This is a genomic window from Paenibacillus sp. sgz302190, from assembly GCF_059820445.1.
Map to the genome: position 1 here is coordinate 193,584 of NZ_JBZYAO010000005.1, position 23,590 is coordinate 217,173.

Annotated in this window: 25 protein-coding genes and 1 tRNA gene; all 26 read left to right on the forward strand. The window is 53.5% G+C overall.

The genetic code is table 11. The features are described 5' to 3' along the window. Positions 1-65: 65 nt before the first annotated feature. The 26 genes from AC6RNO_RS08815 to AC6RNO_RS08940 all read left to right on the forward strand — a co-directional run bounded on the left by AC6RNO_RS08815 (position 66) and on the right by AC6RNO_RS08940 (position 23,530). A tRNA-Pro gene (locus tag AC6RNO_RS08815) sits at positions 66-142 on the forward strand. Positions 143-267: 125 nt separating this feature from the next. Then, on the forward strand, positions 268-1,194 hold the full coding sequence (locus tag AC6RNO_RS08820) for a phosphatase PAP2 family protein (RefSeq protein WP_497105213.1): 927 nt from the start codon (positions 268-270) through the stop codon (positions 1,192-1,194). 87 nt (positions 1,195-1,281) lie between these two features. Further along, positions 1,282-1,506: a trp RNA-binding attenuation protein MtrB gene (mtrB, locus tag AC6RNO_RS08825; protein WP_474681417.1), complete on the forward strand. Its 225-nt coding sequence runs from the start codon at positions 1,282-1,284 to the stop codon at positions 1,504-1,506. An 82-nt stretch (positions 1,507-1,588) separates the two neighbouring features. Further along, positions 1,589-2,125, forward strand: a complete 537-nt coding sequence (locus AC6RNO_RS08830) for a hypothetical protein (protein ID WP_488437782.1) — start codon at positions 1,589-1,591, stop codon at positions 2,123-2,125. A 112-nt stretch (positions 2,126-2,237) separates the two neighbouring features. After that, entirely contained in the window at positions 2,238-2,636 is a 399-nt protein-coding gene (tnpA, locus tag AC6RNO_RS08835; RefSeq protein WP_497105214.1) for an IS200/IS605 family transposase, read from the forward strand. A 4-nt stretch (positions 2,637-2,640) separates the two neighbouring features. Beyond that, entirely contained in the window at positions 2,641-3,720 is a 1,080-nt protein-coding gene (locus tag AC6RNO_RS08840) for an RNA-guided endonuclease InsQ/TnpB family protein (protein WP_474681414.1), read from the forward strand. A gap of 188 nt (positions 3,721-3,908) precedes the next feature. After that, complete coding sequence (locus AC6RNO_RS08845) at positions 3,909-4,772, forward strand: heptaprenyl diphosphate synthase component 1 (protein WP_474681413.1); 864 nt, start codon at positions 3,909-3,911, stop codon at positions 4,770-4,772. 13 nt (positions 4,773-4,785) lie between these two features. Beyond that, a complete protein-coding gene (locus tag AC6RNO_RS08850; protein ID WP_497105215.1) occupies positions 4,786-5,511 on the forward strand; it encodes a demethylmenaquinone methyltransferase in 726 nt (241 codons plus the stop codon). A 6-nt stretch (positions 5,512-5,517) separates the two neighbouring features. Further along, positions 5,518-6,393, forward strand: coding sequence for a UbiA-like polyprenyltransferase (locus AC6RNO_RS08855; RefSeq protein WP_497105216.1), 876 nt, complete (start codon positions 5,518-5,520; stop codon positions 6,391-6,393). Next, a complete protein-coding gene (locus AC6RNO_RS08860) occupies positions 6,390-7,010 on the forward strand; it encodes a UbiX family flavin prenyltransferase (protein WP_488437778.1) in 621 nt (206 codons plus the stop codon). The genes AC6RNO_RS08855 and AC6RNO_RS08860 overlap by 4 nt, the downstream gene beginning before the upstream one ends. Further along, positions 6,991-7,854: an MqnA/MqnD/SBP family protein gene (locus AC6RNO_RS08865; protein ID WP_497105217.1), complete on the forward strand. Its 864-nt coding sequence runs from the start codon at positions 6,991-6,993 to the stop codon at positions 7,852-7,854. Before AC6RNO_RS08860 ends, AC6RNO_RS08865 begins: the two co-directional genes overlap by 20 nt. Then, positions 7,851-8,828, forward strand: a complete 978-nt coding sequence (locus tag AC6RNO_RS08870; RefSeq protein ID WP_488437776.1) for a polyprenyl synthetase family protein — start codon at positions 7,851-7,853, stop codon at positions 8,826-8,828. The genes AC6RNO_RS08865 and AC6RNO_RS08870 overlap by 4 nt, the downstream gene beginning before the upstream one ends. A gap of 92 nt (positions 8,829-8,920) precedes the next feature. Beyond that, complete coding sequence (ndk, locus tag AC6RNO_RS08875) at positions 8,921-9,364, forward strand: nucleoside-diphosphate kinase (RefSeq protein ID WP_488437775.1); 444 nt, start codon at positions 8,921-8,923, stop codon at positions 9,362-9,364. An 816-nt stretch (positions 9,365-10,180) separates the two neighbouring features. Beyond that, the gene (locus AC6RNO_RS08880) at positions 10,181-10,960 is read left to right on the forward strand and encodes a CheR family methyltransferase (protein WP_474681406.1); all 780 of its coding nucleotides are present in this window, start codon (positions 10,181-10,183) and stop codon (positions 10,958-10,960) included. A 214-nt stretch (positions 10,961-11,174) separates the two neighbouring features. After that, on the forward strand, positions 11,175-11,339 hold the full coding sequence (locus tag AC6RNO_RS08885) for a hypothetical protein (protein WP_488437774.1): 165 nt from the start codon (positions 11,175-11,177) through the stop codon (positions 11,337-11,339). A gap of 300 nt (positions 11,340-11,639) precedes the next feature. Then, positions 11,640-12,803, forward strand: coding sequence for a chorismate synthase (gene aroC / locus AC6RNO_RS08890; protein WP_474681404.1), 1,164 nt, complete (start codon positions 11,640-11,642; stop codon positions 12,801-12,803). 1 nt (position 12,804) lies between these two features. After that, positions 12,805-13,899, forward strand: coding sequence for a 3-dehydroquinate synthase (gene aroB, locus AC6RNO_RS08895; RefSeq protein WP_474681403.1), 1,095 nt, complete (start codon positions 12,805-12,807; stop codon positions 13,897-13,899). A gap of 3 nt (positions 13,900-13,902) precedes the next feature. Next, positions 13,903-14,280, forward strand: coding sequence for a chorismate mutase (gene aroH, locus AC6RNO_RS08900; RefSeq protein ID WP_474681402.1), 378 nt, complete (start codon positions 13,903-13,905; stop codon positions 14,278-14,280). Positions 14,281-15,162: 882 nt separating this feature from the next. Beyond that, positions 15,163-16,710 carry an anthranilate synthase component I gene (gene trpE / locus AC6RNO_RS08905; RefSeq protein ID WP_497105218.1) on the forward strand — a complete coding sequence of 516 codons (1,548 nt, stop codon included), beginning with the start codon at positions 15,163-15,165 and terminating at the stop codon, positions 16,708-16,710. A gap of 27 nt (positions 16,711-16,737) precedes the next feature. Beyond that, positions 16,738-17,778, forward strand: a complete 1,041-nt coding sequence (gene trpD / locus AC6RNO_RS08910; RefSeq protein ID WP_474681400.1) for an anthranilate phosphoribosyltransferase — start codon at positions 16,738-16,740, stop codon at positions 17,776-17,778. Then, entirely contained in the window at positions 17,768-18,553 is a 786-nt protein-coding gene (trpC, locus tag AC6RNO_RS08915) for an indole-3-glycerol phosphate synthase TrpC (protein ID WP_497105219.1), read from the forward strand. The genes trpD and trpC overlap by 11 nt, the downstream gene beginning before the upstream one ends. A 37-nt stretch (positions 18,554-18,590) precedes the next feature. After that, on the forward strand, positions 18,591-19,289 hold the full coding sequence (locus AC6RNO_RS08920) for a phosphoribosylanthranilate isomerase (protein ID WP_497105220.1): 699 nt from the start codon (positions 18,591-18,593) through the stop codon (positions 19,287-19,289). Beyond that, positions 19,286-20,482, forward strand: coding sequence for a tryptophan synthase subunit beta (gene trpB / locus AC6RNO_RS08925; protein WP_488437771.1), 1,197 nt, complete (start codon positions 19,286-19,288; stop codon positions 20,480-20,482). Before AC6RNO_RS08920 ends, trpB begins: the two co-directional genes overlap by 4 nt. A 3-nt stretch (positions 20,483-20,485) precedes the next feature. Continuing rightward, a complete protein-coding gene (gene trpA / locus AC6RNO_RS08930; RefSeq protein WP_497105221.1) occupies positions 20,486-21,307 on the forward strand; it encodes a tryptophan synthase subunit alpha in 822 nt (273 codons plus the stop codon). 10 nt (positions 21,308-21,317) lie between these two features. Then, positions 21,318-22,418 carry a histidinol-phosphate transaminase gene (gene hisC / locus AC6RNO_RS08935; RefSeq protein ID WP_488437769.1) on the forward strand — a complete coding sequence of 367 codons (1,101 nt, stop codon included), beginning with the start codon at positions 21,318-21,320 and terminating at the stop codon, positions 22,416-22,418. Positions 22,419-22,441: 23 nt separating this feature from the next. Then, a complete protein-coding gene (locus tag AC6RNO_RS08940; protein WP_497105222.1) occupies positions 22,442-23,530 on the forward strand; it encodes a prephenate dehydrogenase in 1,089 nt (362 codons plus the stop codon). The last annotated feature ends 60 nt before the right edge of the window (positions 23,531-23,590 follow it).

Genomic DNA, 23,590 nt, shown 5'->3' on the forward strand with positions numbered 1-23,590 from the left:
TTTACATTTTTGAACAGTCCAACTATAATTACAAAAGAAAATAAATAAGCAGCTATTTTCGCTTTCGGGGTATGGCGCAGCCTGGTAGCGCGCACCCTTGGGGTGGGTGAGGTCGCACGTTCGAATCGTGTTACTCCGACCATGGGAAAGACATCGTCATGCCGATGTCTTTTTCTTTTTTGACTCAGGGGGTCCCCGTATAACAAGCGGACTGCGCTTCGCAGGTTCTGTCACGGTTTGTGGGGAAAATAGACAGGGGGAGCAGCATTGAACAAGCTTCGATTAAATGAGCTGGCAAAGGCTCAGGATTGGACGATGTACGGCATTATTTTATCGATCTTTTTGATCTGGCGGATCGGAACCGTTGGGAACTGGAGCACGGAATGCTGGATTTTGCTGTTCATCTGTCTGCTCGGCGTCCGCAAGGACCAGATCGATGTGGATTGGAAAAAGTTTTTCGTTTTCGGCATTCCGCTGCTCGGCGTTTTTTATTACTTTTACGGTTCGGGCAACAGCTTTTGGTGGAGAATAGCGAATTGGATGTTTGAAAACAACCGTCATCCGTGGCATTGGGACGCATATATGAATGCGATTCCATTGAATACCGGCGGATGGGCCAGATGGATCGCCAATCCGTTTCTGGATAAGGCCATGGTGTGGATTTATAACTACGGCTTTGTGCTGTCGCTCTGGATTTGTATCGTTCGCAGCTTTTGGACCCGGAGCATCAAAAAAATGATTTCTTACGCGCTCTCCGGGCACATGCTGCAGTTTCCGCTCATATTGCCTTTTTATAACCTGATTTTGCTCCATGAGGTTTGGTATGTGAACGGGCAGCCTGATTTGCTTCACAGAACTTTTGCAGACAACAACGAACTGCTGGTCGCGGTGATGAACTGCTTTCCGAGCATGCACACGTCGATCTCGTTCGCGATGCTGCTGCTGGCACTGCGCGAGAAAGACCGTATTTTCAAAACGATGATGGTCGCGTATTGCAGCTCGATTATTTTTTCGACGTTGTATTTGCAAATTCATTGGCTGATCGACGTTATAGCCGGCATGCTGTTCGCATACGGCACTGTCAAACTGGCTGATTTGCTCATTGCTACGGTTTCCAACAAGGTGATTCCGGCCAAATTCAAGCTGTTTTACGGGAAGAAAGCTGCCGCCGTTTCCCAAAACGCTTCGGCGTAATGCGGCGATCGAGTTGACTTCCGGAAGCTTTTTTTGCATCATAGGAACAAGATGAACACGCATGACATGGAACGGAGGGGAATGCAGATGGAAGCAAATAACGGAAACGATTTTTTTATCGTCAAAGCCAAAGACAACGGGGTTCATGTAATCGGATTGACCCGCGGACACGAAACCCGGTTTGGCCATACGGAGAAGCTGGACAAAGGCGAAGTGATGATCGCTCAGTTTACGGAGCACACGTCGGCGGTTAAGATTAGGGGAAAAGCGATCATTATGACCAAATTCGGCGTCGTCGATACCGAGGAGTGAATAATTTGCTGCGGCAGGCATAGCCTGCTTTTTTTCATTGTACAATGGTGTATAAGCTCTATTGCCTGGGGGTGCCTTGTACATGAAATGGACGGCTCGTATTTTGATCACTGCGGGGATTTCGGGCGCTGTGGCGTTAGGCCTGTCCCTGCTGCCGCAGCTGGACCCGTCGGCAGGCGTCCGCACATCCGACGCGTGGTCGTCCGGCCATCGCGCCGGACAGCTGACCGACCGCAATCTGGTCGATCTGCTCGTTCAGGTTCCGCTGCAGCTGCGGATCCGCAAAGTGGAATTGAGCGATTCGAACCTGTTCATCGATCTGAGCCTTCCCAAAAACGCGGACGCCGCCGCAGTGTACCGCGACTTGTATACGATCGCGCAGACGATGAACGCCAGAACGAAAAATGTGAATCAAGTATGGGTACGGGTTATGGACTATTCGGGGGCGGCGGAAAGCTCGTCGGCTCAGCTCGTTCTGGCTATGGTCGCGGACCGCGAACACGGAAAAGACATGAAGGAGAAGGCGAGCGAGTTAAGCCAGGTACAGCTCGAACAGCAGCTGTCGAACCGTTTTCGCATCACATACACCCCGAAATGGCAGCAGCGCTACCCCTTATAGGATGCGACGTAAAACCCCTTGCTTTAGCTATGAGGATGTAAGTTGCCTTCATTTTAATAGATATCTAGGAGTTATCTATTGTTTGTGGTATACTTTTCTTGAGGTGAAAAGTATGTCAAGAGACATAGACAGCAACAATAACGTCGTCTTTGATTGCAAATATCACGTTGTATTCTGTCCGAAGTATCGCCGCAAAGTTCTTGTCTCGCCTATCGACGAGCGGCTTAAAGAGCTATTCCGCGAAAAGTCTCAGGAACTTAGCGTCGGGCTGCTGGAAATGGAAGTAATGCCCGATCATGTACACCTGCTCATTAAATGCGATCCGCAATTCGGCATTCATCGCGCCGTAAAGCATCTGAAAGGCTATACGTCACGCATTTTACGCATGGAGTACAAGCACCTATCTTCTCGACTTCCTTCTCTGTGGACGAATTCCTATTTCGTCGCCACGGTCGGAAGCTTGTCGCTCGAAACGGTTAAGAAGTACATCGAAGAGCAGAAGGAACGGTGACCATATGCTCATAGCGTACAAATACCGACTGTATCCAAACCGAGAGCAGCGCAAGGCGATTGACTTCACTTTAGAACGTTGTCGTCTGCTGTACAATCGATTACTTGAGGAACGTATCCACGCTTACAAGAGCGAAGGCAAGAGCTTAAATTACTACGATCAGGCGAATACGTTGGGTGAGCGTAAGCGACATATCCCTGCGCTTAAGCAAGTGCATAGTCAAGTATTGCAGGACGTTGCGGGACGCCTAGACAAAGCGTTCCAAGCCTTCTTCCGTCGTGTGAAGCAAGGGGAAACGCCGGGATTCCCGCGCTTCAAACCTGCGACACAATACGATTCTTTCACCTATCCGCAAGGCGGTTACGCTTTGAATGGTAACAAGCTTAAGCTTTCCAAGATCGGAGACGTTAAGATCAAGCTTCACCGCCCCATCGAAGGCAGGATCAAGACTTGCACCGTCATTCAGAAGAATGGCAAGTATTACGTTTGCTTAAGTTGTGAAGTCGAGACGGTTCCGCTACCACAAAATGAGAGCCAAGTAGGAATTGATCTTGGACTGAAACACCTTGCCATCACATCAGATGGCGAGACGTTCGACGCTCCGAAATGCTTGCGTAATAGGGAGAGACAGCTTAAGCGTATTCAACGTGCAGTAAGCCGCAAGAAGAAAGGCTCAAACCGCCGTAAGAAGGCTGTGCGCGTTCTGTCGCGTCTGCATGAGCATGTCGCCAATCAGCGCAAGGATTACGCGCACAAACTTTCCCGAAGCCTTGTGAACCGTTACGGGTTGATTGCTTTCGAGGACTTGAATGCGCTGGGTATGGTCAAGAATCACAGGCTTGCAAAGAGCATCACAGACGCAGGATGGAATCAGCTTGTCCGATTCACGAAATACAAGGCTGAAAGTGCCGGTAGAATCGTGAAGCAAGTTGACCCCCGCAATACGTCACAGCTATGCTCTAAGTGCGGCGAAGTAGTTAAAAAAGAATTGAAAGAGCGTGTCCACCGCTGTCCATACTGCGGATACGTGGCAGACCGAGACGTGAACGCGGCAATTAACATCTTGCAACGAGCGACCGCCTAAACATGAACTGGGCTCGGATGGAGCCTTCGGGGAGAGGAACGGGTTGCCATCCTCGATGAACCGAGAAGCCCTTGTCTTTAGGCATGGGGAGTCATCACAATTAATTGTGCTTCTCATAGCGGGTTATGATATAATTACTTGGATGAGAGCATGAAGACACAACTGCGTACGGTTACGGAGGCTTTTGAATGAATTCTTTTCGGATCCCAGAGATCGCCAAACAATATACGGAATATGACATGATCCAGATTCACACCGATTTGCCGGATTTTCCGGAGCTTCGCACACGTTTGCTGTTTGCCTTTTTGAACGGAAATACGAAGTTTAGCGGGGAAAGCGAACTGTATTCGCTGGCGACCTCACTCGTGCAGTTGGCGCTGGATACGCATGAGCAAGTGTCTCCGGGAAATGAGCTGAAGGAGAAGAAGGCGGCGCGTTCGCGGCAGCTCAAAGTGCTGGCTGGCGATTATTTCAGCTCGCGATTTTACCATCTTCTGTCGCAGGCGGGCCATATCGATACGATCAAGCAGCTGGCCGGCGCTATTTGCGATGTGAACCGGATGAAGATGAGTGTATATACCAAAATGAAGCAGTTCAAAATGACGGCAGAAGATTATATTCACCATTCGGTGGAGATTAAGTCTCAGCTTTTTTTGTCTTTTTCGGAATTTATGGCGGGCGTATACGACCGCGCCTGGCCGGAAATTTTAAACGGCTACACGAAGTGCGAAGTGCTGTCCGAAGAAATTTTCCGGGCCGAGACGACGGCTAATTTTCACGGAAGCTGGGGATTCTGGCACATTTTGCAGCACGGCACGAAGGAAGAGCGGAACCAGCTTCATGCCGAAGAAACGGATCAAGCCAAAATCCGCCTGCTGATGCATAAATATAACGTCTCATCGCAGCTTTACCAAATGCTCGAAACGAATGTCAAGCATTTGCATACGTTGATCGCACAGCTGGATTCCGATAAGCTCGTAAGTGAACTGTTTCACATTGGGGAGCCGTTCCTGCGGTTTTTGTCCAAACCTAAAGTGCTTGAAGAAATATGAGGTGACCTTCCTGATGACGACAAAATCCAAAGAGGAATTCGTTCATTCCGTGTTTGAGCGGATCGCTCCGAAGTACGATTTGATGAACGATATTTTGAGCTTTCGCCGGCATAAGGCGTGGCGGAAGTTCACGATGAACAAAATCCAAGTTAAGCCAGGCTCTACTGCGATCGATATCTGCTGCGGAACGTGCGACTGGACGATCAGTCTGGCGCAGGCAAGCGGAACCGGCGAGATGGTAGGGCTTGATTTTAGCCAGCAAATGCTTGACGTCGGGGCGGACAAAATCAGCCGGCTGGGGATGGACAAGCAGATCCGCCTCATCCGCGGGAACGCCATGTCGCTCCCTTTCGAGGACAACAGCTTCGATTATGTGACGATCGGCTTCGCGCTCCGCAACGTACCCGATCTGGCGCAAGTCATCCGCGAGATGCGGCGGGTGGTCAAGCCGGGCGGGCTGGTCGTGTCGCTGGAACTGTCCAAGCCGACTTGGCAGCCTTTTAAGTCGATCTACTACTTTTACTTTCAGCGCGTGCTGCCCGTTCTGGGCAAGCTGCTGGCCAAAAGCTACGAGCAGTACAAGTGGCTGCCGGAATCATTAATTCATTTTCCCGATCATAAAGAGCTGGCTGCCATATTCGCCAAGCAGGGTTTGCAGGAAGTGCAAGCTTACCCGCTGACCGGCGGCATCGCGGCGCTGCACATCGGCACCAAGGGGAAAACTAATTCGGGAGTGTAATACGATATGTTTACAAAACTAAAAGTATTTTTGGAAATGATCAAATTCGAGCATTCGCTGTTTGCGCTGCCGTTCGCTTTCATGGGAGCGATACTCGGCTCCGTGGTGCTGACAGGGCATCTGCCGACCTGGATGCAGATTCTTTGGATATCGCTGGCGATGGTCGGAGCCAGAACCGCCGCAATGGCTTTGAACCGCGTTATCGACCGCGCGATCGACAAAAAAAATCCGCGGACGGCGAACCGCGCCATTCCGGCAGGCTTGATATCGGTTAGACAAGTAATCATCTATATCATTCTATCGTTTTCGCTGCTGTTTTGGGCAACTTACAATTTAAACGCTTTAGCGATGAAACTGCTGCCGATTGCAGTGTTTTTTCTTGTTTTCTACTCCTACACCAAAAGATTTACGTGGACATGCCATTTCATTCTCGGCCTGACGCTCGGACTTGCGCCGCTCGGCGGCTGGGTGGCAGTTACCGGGCATATCACCTGGTCGTCGATCGTCTTTTATTTGACGGTTGCCTGCTGGAGCGCCGGCTTCGACCTCATCTACGCGTGCCAGGATACGGATTTTGACCGCAAGGAAGGGCTGTATTCGCTGCCCGGCCGGTTCGGTATCAAGGCGGCTCTGGTGACGGCCCGCGTGCTGCATGCGCTTACGGCCGTCGGTTTGGTCACGTTATTTTTCATGACGCATCTCAGCTGGTTTTATTTAATCGGACTGGTTATCGCTTACGTATTGTTGTACAAAGAACACAGACTGGTCTCACCCGACGATTTATCCAAGTTGAATACGGCCTTCTTCACGATGAACGGCGTGCTTAGCGTAGTCGTATTCGCGTTTACGCTGCTGGACGTCGTCGTCTCCAACCATCCATGAGCGGCAATAGCGGCAATTGGGTCGTAGGGATAACCGGCGCAAGCGGAGCGGTCTATGGGGTGAGACTGTGCAAAGCGATGCTGGCGCAAGGTTTGGACGTGCATCTGATGATTACGGAAGCCGGCTGGAGAGTTCTGCACGATGAGCTGGATTGGAACGCAGGCAAGCGGAAAGAAATGCTTCAGGAGCATTTCGGCGGGTTTGCGGGAACGTATACGTATCATCCGATCGCCGATATCGGAGCTTCCGTAGCCAGCGGCTCCTTTCGAACGAAAGGGATGGTCGTCGTCCCGTGCTCGATGGGGACATTATCGGGGATCGCTCACGGCGCTTCCGACAATTTGCTGGAGCGGACGGCTGACGTGATGCTCAAAGAGGGAAGAAAACTGATTTTGGTGCCAAGGGAAACGCCGCTGCATGCGATACATCTTGAAAATATGCTCACCTTGTCGAAGATGGGCGTGCGTATTATTCCGGCGATGCCGGCTTTTTACAACCGTCCCGGCTCGATCGGCGAAATGGTCGACTTTTTAGTGGGCAAAGTGCTGGACAGTATGGACATTGAGCATTCCTTGTACCGAAGATGGGGAGAAAACGATGAACAACCAGGAAGCTAAAATAAGAATCGGCCGTATCGACTATACGAATGTTTGGCCCATCTACTATTATTTCCCCGAGCTGATGACAAGCGGGGAGGTCGACATTATCGAACAGGTGCCCACCTCTCTGAATCGGGCGATGGCCGCGGGCGAGATCGATATGGGGCCGATTTCGTCATTCGCCTACGGCCAATCGTTCGAGCATTACATGCTCTATCCCGATTTATCCGTCAGCGCCTACGGCGACGTCAATTCGATTCTGCTGTTTCACGAGAAGCCGCTGCGGGAAATTACGAACGGGCGCATTGCGCTGCCGACCACATCGGCGACCTCGGTCAATCTGTTGAAAGTCATTATCGAAAAGTTTTACGGCGGCAAGCCGGAATACCACGATGCGGCCCCGAATCTGGAAGAGATGATCAAAGATTCGGACGCAGCGCTCCTGATCGGCGACGACGCCATTAAGGAAAGCTGGCGGAACGACAAGTATATGATTACCGATCTTGGGCAAGAATGGGCGAAATGGACCGGACAATGGATGTCTTTTGCCGTCTGGGCGATCCGCAGGGATACTGTGGAGCGCTATCCGGAGCTGGTATCCGAAGTGTTCGCGGCGTTTGTAAAAAGCAAGGAAATGGCGCACCGCCAGCCGGAAGCGATGATCCGGGACGCCCGGGAGAGCGTCGGCGGAACGGAAGGCTACTGGAATCACTATTTTCATACGTTATGCTACGATTTCGGTCAGGAACAATGGCAAGGCCTTCAGCTGTATTATCAGTACTGCTATGAGCTTGGCTTTTTACCGAAACAGGCGAAGATTGAGCTTTGGTCAGAGAAAGATAAAGCACGGGTGACAGAATGAAAAACCTATTGGATATTTATGCAAGAAAGAAAAAAGACATCGCCTCGATCGAAAGAGAGCTGGAAGAAAGCGTATATACCGATCATGCGATGCTGAAACAAACCTCGCTGCACCTGCTGAAAGCGGGGGGCAAGCGGCTTCGCCCCGCGATTGTCCTGTTGTCCGGCGAATTCGGGACCTACAGGCTGCAAACGATGAAACACGTCGCCGTATCACTGGAGCTCATCCATATGGCTTCGCTTGTGCACGATGACGTAATCGATGATGCGAATACGCGCCGGGGCCAGCTGACGGTCCGTTCCAAGTGGGACAACCGGATCGCGATGTATACGGGAGACTATATTTTCGCCAAAGCGCTGACCGTCATTACTCAAATCCGGAAGCCTGCCGTGCATCAGGTCATGTCCAAGGCGATCGTGGAAATGTCGATCGGCGAAATGGAGCAAATCCGCTTCTTCTACCATGCGGAGCAGTCGGTTCGCGACTATTTGCTGCGGATCCGCCGCAAAACAGCGCTGCTTATCGCCATCAGCTGCCAGCTCGGGGCGATGGCTGCCGACAGCGAGGATTGGACGAGCAGCAAGCTCTATGCTTTCGGCTACAATGTCGGCATGGCGTTTCAGATCCGCGACGATATTTTGGATTTGACGGGAACGGAGAAGCAAATAGGCAAGCCGCCGGGCAGCGATATCAAGCAGGGGAACATTACGATTCCCGTCATTTTCGCGCTGCAGGATCCGTTGCTTAAGCCGCAACTGCTGCAGGAGCTGGACAGGATTCAGCAGTTGGACGGGCAGACGGACGTCACCCGGTTTCTCGATCTTATTCGCGGCAGCGAAGGCATTCGCAAAGCCGAAGAGCTGGCGCAAAAATATATCGACAAAGCGATCGCAGCGCTGGTTCGGCTTCCCGACATTCAAGCCAAAAAAGATCTTATCGAAGTTGCGCATTTTATTGGCAATCGTTCTTATTAACCGGTTCCCGTATCGTATATTTGAGAAATGCTTCCAAGAGGTGTAAACTATAGAGTGATGTACGTGTAAATATGATCAGGAGGCGATGATGCATGGAGAGAACGTTTTTAATGGTGAAGCCTGACGGTGTGCAGCGCGGGCTGATCGGCGAAATCGTAAAGCGGTTTGAGCAAAAGGGCTTTGAGCTCATTGGCGGCAAGCTGATGGTCATTACGAGAGAGCAGGCGGAATATCACTACGCGGAGCACAAAGGTAAAGATTTTTTTGAAAGATTGGTCAATTTTATTACGTCCGGCCCGGTTTTTGCAATGGTCTGGCAGGGCGAGCAGGTTATAGCGCTGTCCCGCACGATGATCGGCAAAACGAACTCGCTGGAAGCTCTTCCCGGAACTATTCGCGGAGATTTCGCCGTACATACGAATTTGAACCTGATCCACGGATCGGACTCCCCGGCCAGTGCGGAGCGCGAAATCGGCAACTTTTTCAGCCCGAACGAGCTCTGCGAGTATGCCAAAGCGATCGGTCCATGGATTTGATATAAACATACATAACACGGAGCCGGTCTCCGTAATGAGACAGCCTGCTGCTTAGGCCAGCGGGCTGTTTTTTGCTGCGTGGCTTGGTTGCCTGCGAATTCTGCGAACCCTGCAAATCCTGCAAATCCTGCAAGTCCTGCAAGTCCTGCAAACCCTGCTAACCCTGTAAAAGTCAGGCGTTGAGAAAACGTACACTGGAGAGACCCATCTCTATTAACGCGTAGAAATTCCGCAACAATCAGATGGTTAGTATACTGACTGGCTAGTGGCATCAGAGGCGGCGCAACCTCTCTTCCACAATTGCACGGGTTGCGGCGCTGAAGTGGGGGGCACAAGGTGGCTTGGCAGAGAGAAAACCTGCGAAAGTGCAGGCTTTCTCCGTGAAAAAGGGTCATTTCAGCGAAAAGCCTGCGATAGTGCAGGAATTTTCCGTGAAAAAGACTCTGAGCCCATATTTGCGGTGAAAAGCCTGCACATTTGCAGGAATTTTTCATTGCCAACGTATCAAGGCACAAATTCCTGTACTTTTGCAGGTTTTCTTCATGCAACCAGTCAGATTGTGCGACCGGCTCTGGCGTGCGGGTGGTTTCTGGGCATGTGGCCGATCAACTGCCGTCATGCAGCGCAACACCACGTACCGGGAGACGTCGCCCCACAGAATGAAAAGAATTCAAGTTTGCTATACACGGCCAAGCAGTTGCAGGTTTTTTTGCGCTCGGCAAGGCGAGTCTTACAGTCTTTGTCGTTATTTGCAGGAATTCTGTTTTATTTTACAGAATCCCTATAGTCAGCAAATGGTCAAGGCGGGTGAACAGCATGGAAGATCAGGATTTTTCCCTCTTTATAAAAAAAGTCAAAGATTATACGGCTATCGATCTTGCACAGTATAAAGAAGCGCAGATGAAAAGGCGTCTGACGACGCTTCGGATGAAGCGCGGATACAACACGTTCGTCGCTTTTTTCGATGCAATGATGAAGGACAAGGAACTGTTCTATGAGTTTCTCGACAGAATGACGATCAACGTATCGGAGTTTTGGCGCAACCCGAATCGCTGGGAGCTCGTCGAGCAGCGGTTCGTTCCCGAGATGCTGCGCAAAAACCGCCGCCTGAAAATTTGGAGCGCCGCGTGCTCGACAGGCGAAGAGCCTTATACGCTGGCGATGATTTTGGCGGAGCAGGGCGCACTTGCGGATACTCACCTGCAAGCTACGGACATCGACGACGGAGCGCTGGACAAAGCGCGCAAGGGCATCTACCTCGACCGCTCGCTGCGCGACGTGCCGGACAAGTACGTCAAAAAATATTTCCGCCAGGACCAGGTCATGTACAGCGTTTCGGACGAACTGAAACGATCGATAAAATTTCAGAAGCAGAACCTGCTAGTCGATGCGTTTGACACGGGCTTCGATCTGATCGTGTGCCGCAATGTGATCATCTATTTTACCGAAGAAGCGAAACATGTGCTCTATCAAAAGTTTTCGAAGGCGCTGAAGCCGGGCGGGCTGCTGTTTGTCGGCTCTACCGAGCAAATTTTCTCCCCGGGACAATACGATTTCGAACCTGCGGAGACGTTCTTTTACCGTAAAAAGGGGTAGCTTCGCGCAGCGGCTGGTATAACTTTTTCCATATCTTCCTATACTAAGAATACTTATCCTTACGGCGGCGGCTCTGCAAAAGCAAGGCAGCGCTCGGCCGGCGCTTACGATGCAAGTTTTCTTGGAGTTTGGCGGGTGAACCCAGTAGCAGGCGGTATGCACACAAGCAGCTCCGCCGACAGACTCCCGGGCGAAAACTTTTAGGAGGGGCTTTATGGACAAAAGAAAAGTGATTACCGCCTACCGAAGGGGAATGATCACGATTCAGGAGTGCGCGCAAATACTGGGCATCGATTCGGTACAGCTCATGGGGCTGATGAACGACCCGCAGATGGCCGACATTCCGAGAGTGATTCAAAAACAGCACATGCACGGTTAAATGCGGATGCAGCGCGTATAGACACGCCTCGCAGAGAGAAGCTTTCTCCCTGATGAAGCGTGTTTTTGCTGTATGCAGACGGCTGCGCGGGGATGTTCCGTTACGGTAGCCGCCGATGGGTTCGTATCATTTCGGGAGCTTTGGCAGGTTGCCAAACGGGGAGAGCTATACTATAATGACAAAAGGTAATTACGCGTCAAAGCGCTAAAGTGTTTGGCGGACGCGTAAGGAGGAGTCAGGAGATCGGGAATGCTTGCGAAGCAGGTTGTTCTCGAAAAACTCTTTAGGGGGAAACGGAAAATGAGATACTTGACGGCTGGAGAAACGCACGGTCCGCAGCTCACGGCAATTATTGAGGGGTTCCCGAGCAATGTGACCCTGAATTTCGATGAATTGAACTTTCAATTACATAGACGTCAAAAAGGCTACGGCCGCGGTCGTCGGATGCAGATTGAAAAAGATACCGCCGACATCGTCGGAGGCGTACGCCATGGCAAAACGACAGGCGCGCCGATCGCGCTCGTTGTCGTGAACAACGATTGGAAGCATTGGACGACCGTAATGGGCATCGAGCCTGTGGAAGAGGACAACGAGGGCAAACGCCGGGTCAACCGTCCCCGTCCGGGACACGCCGATTTGAACGGTGGCCTTAAATACAATCAGAAAGATTTGCGCAACATTTTGGAGCGTTCCAGCGCCCGCGAAACGACGATGCGCGTGGCGACCGGCGCGGTTGCCCGCCAACTGCTTGCGGAATTCGGCATTAAAGTAGCCGGGCAAGTCATCCGCATCGGAGACGTTGAAGCTCAGCGCAAGGAACTGCCGATCGACGAGCTGATCCGGCTTACGGAGGAATCGCCGGTTCGCGTCGTGGATAAAGACGCGGAAGCGAAAATGATCGCCGCCATCGACGCAGCGAAAGATGACGGCGACACGCTGGGCGGCATCGTGGAAGTAATCATCGAAGGCGTGCCGGTCGGACTCGGCAGCCACGTGCAGTGGGACCGCAAGCTGGACGGCAAAATCGCGCAGGCGGTGCTTTCCATTCAAGCCTTCAAGGGCGTTGAATTCGGCATCGGCTTCGAAGCCGCAGAGCGCAGAGGCTCCAATGTGCACGATGAAATTTTGTACACGCCGGAAGGCGGCTTCCGACGCGCTACGAACCGCGCAGGCGGCTTCGAGGGCGGAATGACGACGGGCGAGCAAATCGTCGTGCGCGGCGTCATGAAGCCTATCTCTACGCTGTATAAGCCGCTGCAAAGCGTGGATATCGACACGAAGGAAGTGTTCACCGCCCAGGTGGAACGCTCCGATACGTGTGCGGTTCCGGCAGCCGGCGTCATCATGGAGAACGTTATCGCGTGGGAAGTGGCGAACGCGTTTCTCGATAAATTCGGCGGAGATTCGCTGGAAGAGATCCGCGCGAACTTGAACAATTACCTGGCGCAAGTGGGGAGCTACTAGGATGAGAGAGCTGACCGTCGATCTGGGAGAACGCTCTTATCCTATCTATATCGGCCAAGGCATTCTCGGCGATATCGCCGAACTGTTCGAGCGGCATAAGCTGAGCCGCAAATCGCCGCTGCTCGTCGTCACGGACGACGCAGTGGCTCCGCTGCACCTGGAGCGCGTGATGACGCGGCTCCGCGAGGGCGGCTATGCCGCCGAGGCCTGCGTCGTGCCCGCAGGCGAAACGTCCAAATCCCTCGCGCAGCTCGAGGGAATCGTCTCGGCCGCCCTCCGGGCGGGTCTCGATCGCAAATCCGCGATCGTCGCCCTCGGAGGGGGCGTGGTCGGCGACCTCGCCGGCTTCGCCGCGGCGAGCTTCATGCGCGGGATCCGCTTCGTGCAGATCCCGACGACGATCCTTGCCCACGACAGCAGTGTCGGCGGCAAGGTGGCCGTGAACCATCCGATGGCGAAGAACATCATCGGCGCGTTTCACCAGCCTGAGCTTGTCCTGTTCGACCTCGACACGCTGCTGACGCTGCCCGACCGCCAGGTGAAGGCCGGGCTGTCGGAAGTGATCAAGCACGGCTTGATCTGGGACGCCGCTTTTACCCAGTGGTGCGACGACAACGCAGACAAGCTGCTCGGCCTCGACTCGGATGCGCTAGGCTATGCGCTGTATCAAGGGTGCAAAGTCAAGGCCATCGTCGTCTCGCAGGATGAGCGGGAGAACGATCTTCGCGCCATTCTTAATCTCGGACATACGATCGGACATGCTTTGGAAGCTGTGGCCGGATACGGCGAGCTGCTTCACGGGGAAGCCATATCCATCGGTATGGTCGGCGCGGCCAAGCTGGCTCAGCAATTCGGTTACAGCGAGGACATCCATACGATCACGCGCAATTTGTTTCTGAAATTCGGTTTGCCTGTACAGATTCCACCGCATTTGGATACGGATAGTATCATGAGCGCAATGATGCATGACAAGAAGTTCCAGGAAGGGACGATGGTCTACATCATACCGACCGAAATCGGCAAGGTGGAAATCCGCAAGGACGTGACCGTGGATCAGGTCAGACAAATTGTGGATTATTTAAAAGGGGAGAGCTAGTCTATGTTCGTCAGGGGAATTCGCGGTGCGACGACAGTGGAGCACAACGAAGAACAAGAGATTTTAGCGGCAACATCGGAGCTGCTTCATGCCATTATAGAAGCTAACGATTTTAGACCGGATGAGATTTGCTCCGTATTCATTACGGTTACGCAGGATCTTACAGCGACTTTTCCGGCGCGCGCCATTCGTTCGATGGCAGGATGGGATCTCGTTCCCCTCATGTGCTCGTTGGAAATTCCTGTGGAAAACAGCTTGCCCAGATGCATCCGCTTCATGGTGCAGGTGAATACGACTAAAAGTCAGTCCGAAATGAACCACGTCTATTTAAAAGAGGCGCAAGCGCTTCGTCCTGATATTGTAAAATTGACAAACCAATAAAAGTGGTAGTATATTGGTTGTAGTTGAGTAAGTAGCGAGTAGAGCCGAGTATAGTTATAGTAGAGCTGAGCGAAGTTGAGTGGAGAATGCAAAGTGGAACCCGGAGTCCGGATACGGATTTTTTTGATGCGGGAATTGTCTGCCCGTCCGGTGCAATCTTGTTTTCTTTGATTCAATTCATGCTGCCTTTCTGCTTATAACATGATCACCTCTACTTCGGTAGAGGTTTTTTTATTTGACTCCGTTCCTGGGGAGCTTGCCTGTTGCTTCAACGACTGGAGCAGGCGCGCCCCGCCGGCTTTGAAAGTGAGGATCGGCTGATCGCAATTAGCATTGCCGCGCCGAAACTGGCTTCGAACAACTCGCTGTACAGGATGGGAAACTTTTCAGAATGTTGAGAAAGTCTCGCCACGCTGTCAGGGCCGTTTCGTAGACGACCTGGTACCTCGCGTCCGGCCCGGCTCCCTGGCAAAACCTGCGAAAGTGCAGGCTTTTTCCATAAAAGCAGCTTGTTTTGGCGAAAAACCTGCAATTGTGCAGGAATTTTCGGTCATTGCGGCTCAAGGTGCGAGTTTAGGGGGAAAAACCTGCAGTTTTGCAGGAATATTTCGAGGCAAGCGGATCTGCGGACAAAAAGCTGCACTTTTGCAGGTTTTCTGCATACGCCGGTAGATGTGATAGCTTTAGCGAGGAAATTCTACGGTAGTCTTGCTTTTGCAGGCTTTCCCGCGTTGCCAGGCAGATCATGCGGTCGACCGACCGCCGTCATGAAGCGCAATACCGCATGCCGGGAGCGGTGCGAAAGTGCGGGCGGCGCGCGCGATCGAGTTTCTCGGGCAGTCTGAATTTTAACAGGGATTTATTGAAAGGGGATGCCAAACCATGTACACACCGGAAATTCAAGAAGTCATACGTCTGGCAAAGGATTATAATCTGATACCCGTAGTCCGCAATTTGCTGGCCGATACGGAAACGCCGATTCGCGTCTTTCAGCATCTGTACTCGGAACCGCGCGCTTTTCTGCTGGAAAGTGTGGAGGGCGGCGTAAAATGGGCGAGATATTCGTTTATCGGCAGCGATCCGTTTTTGATGATCCGGGCGAAGCATGGCCAAACGGAAGTGCAGACGGCGGCGGAGACGAAGGTGACGGCGGATAAGCCGATCGATGTGCTCAAAGCTTATCTGCGCTCTTTTTCAAGCCCGCAGCTTCCCGATCTGCCGCGTTTTACGGGCGGCGCCGTCGGATTTTTCGGCTACGATCTGCTGCAATATTACGAGAACCTGCCGGCCCACCGGATCGACGATTTGCAAATGAACGACATCCAGTTCATGTTCTGCGACCAGGTAGTCGTATTCGACCACTTCAAGCAGCAGATCAAAGTCATTGCGAACGTGCATGTGGCGCAGTTTGCCACGGAAGAAGATATCGTCAGAGCTTACCACGAAACTTGCGCGAAGATCGACGTGACGATCGACAAAATCAAACGTCCTCTCAGCGTGGACACGATGACGCACAATCCGATTGCCGCTGAGCCCGAACTCGGCGAGATCCGTTCCAACATTACGAAGGAGAAGTTTATCGCCAATGTGGAAAAAGCGAAGGAATATATTCGCGCCGGCGATATTTTCCAAGTCGTGCTGTCCCAGCGGTTTGAAATCGAAACGGCGGTTTCGCCGCTTCAGGTGTACCGCGTGCTGCGCACGATGAACCCGTCCCCGTACATGTATGTGCTGAAAATGGACGACGAAGTCGTAGTCGGCACTTCGCCGGAGCTTCTCGTCCGCGTCGAGGAGGAGAAAGTCGAGACGCGGCCGATTGCCGGCACCAGGCCGAGAGGGAAGACGCCGGAGGAGGATCTGGCGCTCGAACGGGAGCTGCTCGCCGACGAGAAAGAATGCGCCGAGCATTTGATGCTCGTCGATCTCGGACGCAACGATATCGGCCGCGTGTCGGAGTTCGGCTCGGTCAAATGCGATACGTTCATGGATATCGAGCGATACTCGCATGTGATGCATATCGTCTCCAACGTATCCGGCAAGCTCGCGCCAAATAAAGATTTCTTCGACGCCTTCTTGTCCTGCTTGCCGGCGGGGACCGTTTCCGGCGCGCCCAAGCTGAGAGCGATGGAAATCATCGCTGAGCTTGAGCCCGAAGCGCGCGGCGCTTATGCCGGAGCGATCGGCTATCTCGGCTTTTCCGGCAATCTGGATACGTGCATTACGATCCGGACGATCATTTTCAAACACGGCAAAGCTTACGTGCAGGCGGGAGCGGGCATCGTCTGGGATTCCGTGCCGGAGAGCGAGTACCAAGAGACCGTCAACAAAGCGAAGGCGCTTTTGAAATCGATTCGCATGGCTGAGGCGATGTTCAGCCCGGCGCCGAAACCGGTAAGCGACATTAATAAAGATTACTATGTAAATTCCTAAGCGGGAATCGGGAGAAGGAGGACGCGTATGAACGGGCATATTTCGGTACAGGCGGCAATTGCCAAAGTTGTGAGCGGCGGGCATCTGAATCGCGCTGAGGCGCGCACTGTCATGGCGGAAATTATGGAAGGTGCGGCGACGCAAGCCCAGATCGGCAGCCTGCTTACGGCACTGAGAATCAAGGGCGAGACGCTGGATGAAATTACCGGCTTTGCCGAGACGATGCGCAGCAAGGCGACGCAGGTTCGCGTAGCCCAGGCGAACTTGCTGGATACGTGCGGAACCGGCGGCGACGGAGCGGATACGTTCAACATTTCAACGGCGGCTGCATTCGTGGCGGCGGCCGGCGGCATCCGCGTCGCAAAGCACGGCAACCGCGCGATGTCGAGCAAAAGCGGCAGCGCCGACGTGCTTGAAGCGCTCGGCGTCAACATTACGATCAACGGCGAGCAGGCGGCCCGCTGTTTGAACGAGACCGGCATCTGCTTCATGTTCGCCCAGGCGTACCATCAATCGATGAAGCACGTAGCGGCGCCCCGCAGAGAGCTGGGCATCCGCACCGTGTTCAACCTGCTCGGGCCGCTGACGAACCCGGCCTGCGCCGACCGCCAGGTACTGGGCGTGTTCGACCGTTCCAAAACGGAGCTGGTCGCGCATGCGCTGCAAAACCTGGGCCTCAAACGGGCGCTGGTGCTTGCCAGCGAAGACGGCTTGGACGAAATCAGCATCTCGGCGCCGACCAAAGTGACCGAGCTGAAGGTCGACACGGTTTCAACTTACATGGTCACGCCGGACGAACTTGGGCTGAAAGCCCACAGCATCAAAGATGTGGCGGGCGGCGACGCGCAGATGAATGCGGAAATTATCCGTCATATTTTCGCCGGTGACAAAGGCGCTCACCGCGATATCGTGCTGGCGAATGCCGCAGCATGCTTTTATGTAACGGGCCATTGCGGAACTTTGCAGCAAGGGGTCAAGCTTGCGGCCGACATTATCGACGCGGGCAAAGCGGAGCAAAAGCTGAACGAATACATTCAATTTACGGGAGAATTGAGCCATGTTTCTTGATAAAATCGTAGTCACCAAGCAAGCGGAAGTGGAAGCGATGAAGGACAGCTTTTCCGTGCGGGATGCGGAGAAAAAAATCGCCGAGCTGCCTCCGTGCCTCGGATTCGAAAAGGCGCTCACGGAGCGCAAAAACCGCCCGATGGGGCTGATCGCGGAAGTGAAGAAAGCATCGCCGTCCAAAGGCTTGATACGCCCCGATTTTGAGCCTGTGGCGCTGGCGCAGGCGTACGAGCGGGCCGGAGTGGACTGCATATCCGTTCTGACCGATGTCCAGTACTTTCAAGGCAGTAACGATTACTTGAGCGCAGTGCGCAAGGCGGTGGGCATCCCGCTGCTGCGGAAAGATTTTACGATCGACGAAAAGCAGATTTATGAAGCCCGTCTGATCGGTGCGGACGCCATTTTGCTGATCGCAGCGATATTGACTACGGAGCAAATGAAGCGGTTTTTGGCGCTGGCAGGCGATCTTGGCCTGGATGCCCTTGTGGAGGTGCACGACCGCGAGGAACTGGAACGCGCTCTGGAGCTGGATACGCAGCTGATCGGCATCAACAACCGCAATCTGAAAACGTTCGTGACGGATTTGCGGACGACGGAAGAGCTGATCCGCCACATTCCGGCCGGCAAAACGGTCGTCAGCGAAAGCGGCATTTCTTCTGTGCAGGACATGGCTTACTTGCAGCAGATCGGGTCCCATGCGGTACTGATCGGCGAGCATTTTATGCGCCAGCCTGTAGTGGAGCAGGCGGTTCATGATTTGATGGGCGCGGTTTGACGCCATAACGAAGCTGTAACGGAAAGAGGCGGATAAGATGGCTGTACAGGCAGCTCCAACCGTAAAAATTTGTGGACTTCAAAGCGTTGAAGTGTTAAAATCAATCGTACATTTGCCGATAGACCATATCGGTTTTGTTTTTGCGCCAAGCAAGCGTCAGGTTACCCCCGAACAGGCGGGCGAACTGATTGCTTTTTTACGATCGGAGGCTGAACGCGGTGCCAGGACGCCGCTTGCCGTCGGGGTTTTTGTCAATCCCGTGGAAGCGGAGCTGGAACGGACGCTGGCGGCGGCTCCGTTAGATGTCGTTCAATTGCACGGACAGGAAACGCCGGAATTTTGCAGTCGGGTTCGGCAGCATTTTGGCGTGCTTGTATTTAAATCGGTGCCGATTTCCAAGTCGGCCGATGCTGCGCCTGCTTTCGAAGCTGTTGCAGCGCAGCTCGATCCTTATCGGGATTCGGTCGATGCCATCCTGCTCGACACGTTTGATCCGGTGTATGGAGGCGGCTCAGGCAAGACGTTTGCCTGGGACTGCATACCTGTATACCAGGAATGGGCCCGCCAGGCCGGAATCAAGCTGCTCGTTGCCGGCGGACTGCAGCCTGACAATGTCGAACTGCTCGTTCGCGAGTACGCGCCAGACGGCGTCGATGTGTCCAGCGGCGTCGAGACGGACGGCGTGAAAGACGTATCCAAAATAACAGCATTTGTGGAAAGGGTGACCCGTAAGTGACGCAAGTACCTGATGCTCAAGGCAGGTTTGGTAAGTTCGGAGGCCGTTATGTGCCGGAGACGCTGATGAATGCGCTCATCGAGCTGGAAGAAGCCTACAATCGATATAAAGACGATCCTGAATTCATAGAGGAAGTCCGCTATTTGCAAAAGCAGTATTCGGGCAGGCCGACTCCGCTTTATTATGCGGAAAGGCTGACGGAGAAGCTGGGCGGCGCCAAAATTTACTTGAAGCGCGAAGACCTGAACCATACAGGGGCGCATAAAATCAATAATACGATCGGACAAGCCGTCCTCGCCAAGCGGATGGGGAAAAAGAAGGTCATCGCAGAGACGGGCGCAGGCCAGCACGGCGTGGCCTCGGCTACGGTAGCCGCGCTGCTCGGCCTTGAATGCAAAGTGTTCATGGGCGAGGAGGATACGAAGCGCCAGCAGCTCAACGTATTCCGGATGAAGCTGCTCGGCTCCGAAGTGATTCCGGTCACTTCCGGCACGAGAACGCTGAAAGACGCATGTAACGAAACGCTGCGCTACTGGGTCAGCAACGTGCAGGATACGTACTATATCCTCGGTTCCGTAACCGGTCCGCATCCTTACCCGATGATGGTCCGCGACTTCCAGCGGGTTATCGGCGACGAGTCGCGCGAGCAGATTTTGGAAACGGAAGGCCGCTTGCCCGATGCGGTAATCGCCTGTGTGGGCGGAGGCAGCAACGCGATGGGCATCTTTTATCCGTTTGTCGGCGACGCGAGCGTCAAGCTGATCGGCGTGGAAGCAGCCGGACGCGGCGTCGATACGGACGAGCATGCCGCTACGATGACGATGGGAACGCCGGGGGTATTCCAGGGCTCGATGAGCTACTTGCTGCAGGATGAATTCGGCCAGGTGCAGCCTGCTCATTCGATCTCGGCAGGGCTTGACTACCCGGGCATCGGACCGGAGCACGCGTATTTGAAAGATATCGAGCGCGCCAGGTATTTCCCGATTACGGACCAGGAGGCGCTTGACGCGCTCCAACTGCTCAGCCGCACCGAAGGCATTATCCCTGCTCTGGAAAGCGCGCATGCGATTGCACAAGTGGTCAAGACGGCGCCTGCCATGAGCAAAGATCAAATTATCGTCGTGAGCTTGTCCGGACGTGGAGACAAAGACGTGGAAGCGATTATGGGCTATCTTGGGGTAGGGAGAGAATAAGCGATGAACCGTATAGATCAACGATTTGCCGAGTTGAAGGAGCGCGGGGAAACCGCATTGATTCCTTTCTTAACGATCGGAGACCCGTCCCTGGAGGCGTCTGTGGAGCTCATTCTTGAGATGGAGCGGGCGGGCGCCGATCTGATCGAGCTCGGGGTGCCGTATTCCGACCCGCTTGCAGACGGGCCTGTCATTCAGCGTTCGTCCGAACGGGCGCTGCAGCGCCGCATCACGATCTTCGATGTGATCGATACCGCCGGCCGGGCGCGAAGCAGAGGCTCCAAACTGCCATTTATTTTATTTACTTATTACAATCCGGTTCTGCAAATCGGGCTTGAAAAAATTTTCAAGCTGATGCAGGATCAAGACATAAGCGGCATCATTATACCTGATCTGCCTCTGGAAGAAGACGGCGAGACGAGAGCGATTGCAGAGGGCTTCGGCATCCATTTGATCCCGCTCGTCGCCCCGACATCGAATGAACGGGTAAAGCGGATTGCCGCGAACGCCAAAGGGTTCGTCTACTGCGTATCCTCGCTCGGCGTTACGGGCGTCCGTTCCGAATTTTTTGGCGGCATCGACGAGTTTCTCGCTACAGTGAGGGAAGCCGCTCAAGTGCCGATCGTTGTCGGCTTCGGCATATCCAGCCGCGAGCAGGTACAGCGTTTTGAAACACAATGCGACGGCGTCGTCGTAGGAAGCGCGATCGTCCGTAAGATTGAGGACGCGCTGCCGCATCTGCAAGCCGATGCCGCTCATCCGGAAGGACTCTTGCAAATTCATAATTTTGTGTCACAATTAAAAGGTTCGAATATTTCTGGATGAGGTGACTCAGGTGAAGCCGAAACAAACGATCGTCCATTTACCGGTTTATCAGCCGGGCAAGCCTATTGAGGAAGTGAAACGGGAACTGGGGCTTACGGAAGTCATCAAGCTTGCTTCCAACGAGAACCCGTTCGGAAGCTCCCCGAAAGCGAGAGCGGCCATCGAAGCCGAGCTTTCCAATATCAGCTTGTATCCCGACGGCGGCGCTGTGCAACTGACTGCGGCCGTGGCCAAGTATTTGGGCGTAGAAACGAATCAAATCATTTTTGGAGCAGGCTCGGACGAAGTGATTTTGATGCTAGCCAGAGCTTATTTGGTGCAGGGCGATGAAACGGTCATGGCCTCGCACACGTTCCCGCAATATAAGCATAACTGCGAGATTGAGGGTGCGGTATGCATCGAGGTTCCTTTGAAAGAAGGAACGCACGATCTGGACGCCATGCTGGACAAAATTACGGATCGCACCAAAATCGTCTGGATTTGCAATCCGAACAATCCGACAGGCACGATGAACACCGAAGCCGAAATCAAGGCGTTTCTGGCCAAAGTTCCGGCTCATGTGCTCGTTGTACTGGACGAAGCCTACTGCGAGTACAATACGACCGATGAATATCCGGACAGCATCGAGCTGATCAAGCAGTACCCTAACGTTATTGCGCTGCGCACGTTTTCCAAAATTTACGGACTTGCTTCCCTGCGTATCGGTTACGGCGTAGGTGACGCCGCTGTCATTCGTACGATCAATCAGGTTCGCGAGCCGTTCAACACGACCCGTTTCGCGCAAGCGGCGGCGATTGCTTCGATTCAGGACGACGAGTTCATCGCCCGCTGCCGCGAGGCGAACACGGCCGGCTTGAACTACCTGACCGGGGAATTCGCCAAATTGGGCTTGACGGCCTTCCCGGCTCACGGCAATTTTGTTATGGTTGACGTAGGACGCCCGGCTGCCGCTGTATTCGAGGGGCTTTTGCGGCGGGGAATCATTGTCCGCGGCGGCCACCAACTCGGTTTCCCGACTTCCCTGCGCGTGACGATCGGCAGCAGCGAACAAAACGAAAAATTTATTGCAGCATTAACGCAAGTACTTGCCGAGACAGCTGTGCAAGCCTAATTTCATGGTTAAAGGTTGATTTCATGACGAAAATTGCGATATTCGGCGTAGGGCTGATCGGCGGTTCGCTGGCCTTATGCTACAAAGGAAAGCCAGGTTTTACCGTCGTAGGACATTCGCCGAACCCGAAGTCTGTGGAAAAGCTGTTGAAACGCGGCGTTGTGGATGACGCGACGACTTCCATGGAGGAGGCGGCTCAGGACGCCGACTATATTTTCCTTTGCGTTCCGGTCGGACTGCTGGAAGATTATTTGCGGCAGTTGGTCAAGCTGCCTTTGAAGCAGGGCTGCATCATTACGGATGTCGGCAGCACCAAAGCTTCTGTTACGGAATGCGCAGCCGCTTTGGATTTGGGAGGCGCCTATTTTATCGGCGGCCACCCGATGGCGGGTTCCGAGAGACACGGTGTGGAAGCGGCCTCTTCCCACTTGTTTGAGAATGCTTTTTACGTGCTGACGCCGGCCGAAGGAACTCCCCAGGAGGCTGTGGATCGCTTGGCCAGCTTGCTGAAACCGACGCTGGCGCAAATTGTTCAGGTGGATGCCCGCGAGCACGACGATATTGTAGGAGCGATCAGCCATCTGCCTCACATCATTGCCGTAGCTCTGGTGAATCAGGTCCGGGGCTACAACTCGACTAATTCGTTGTACCAGAACCTGGCCGCGGGCGGGTTTCGCGATATTACCCGGATCGCATCCAGCGAGCCGACGATATGGCGCGACATTCTCGTGGGCAACCGGGAAGTGCTGCTGCGCCTGCTGAAGGACTGGAATTTGGAAATCGGCAGGTTCATCGATTTGCTGCAGCACGGCGACGGCGAAGGAATCGCCGAGCAGTTCCGCATCGCCGGAGAGTTTCGCAACCAGCTGCCGGAGCGCAGAAAAGGCATGATAACGTCATTGTTCGACATTTATGTGGACGTTCCCGATCATCCCGGAATTATCGCTCAAATTACGACGCTGCTTGGCAACGAAGCGATCAATCTCAGCAATATTCAAGTCATTGAAAGCAGAGAAGATGTGCCCGGAATTTTGCGGCTTTCTTTCCGCAACCAGGAAGATGCGGACCGGTCGGCTGCCGCGCTGGGCAAAGAATACGCGGTCCACGTATAGCCGTTCCATACGGCCTGATGGTTTTGTCGATAGATGAGACAGAAGCATCAGGTTATTTTT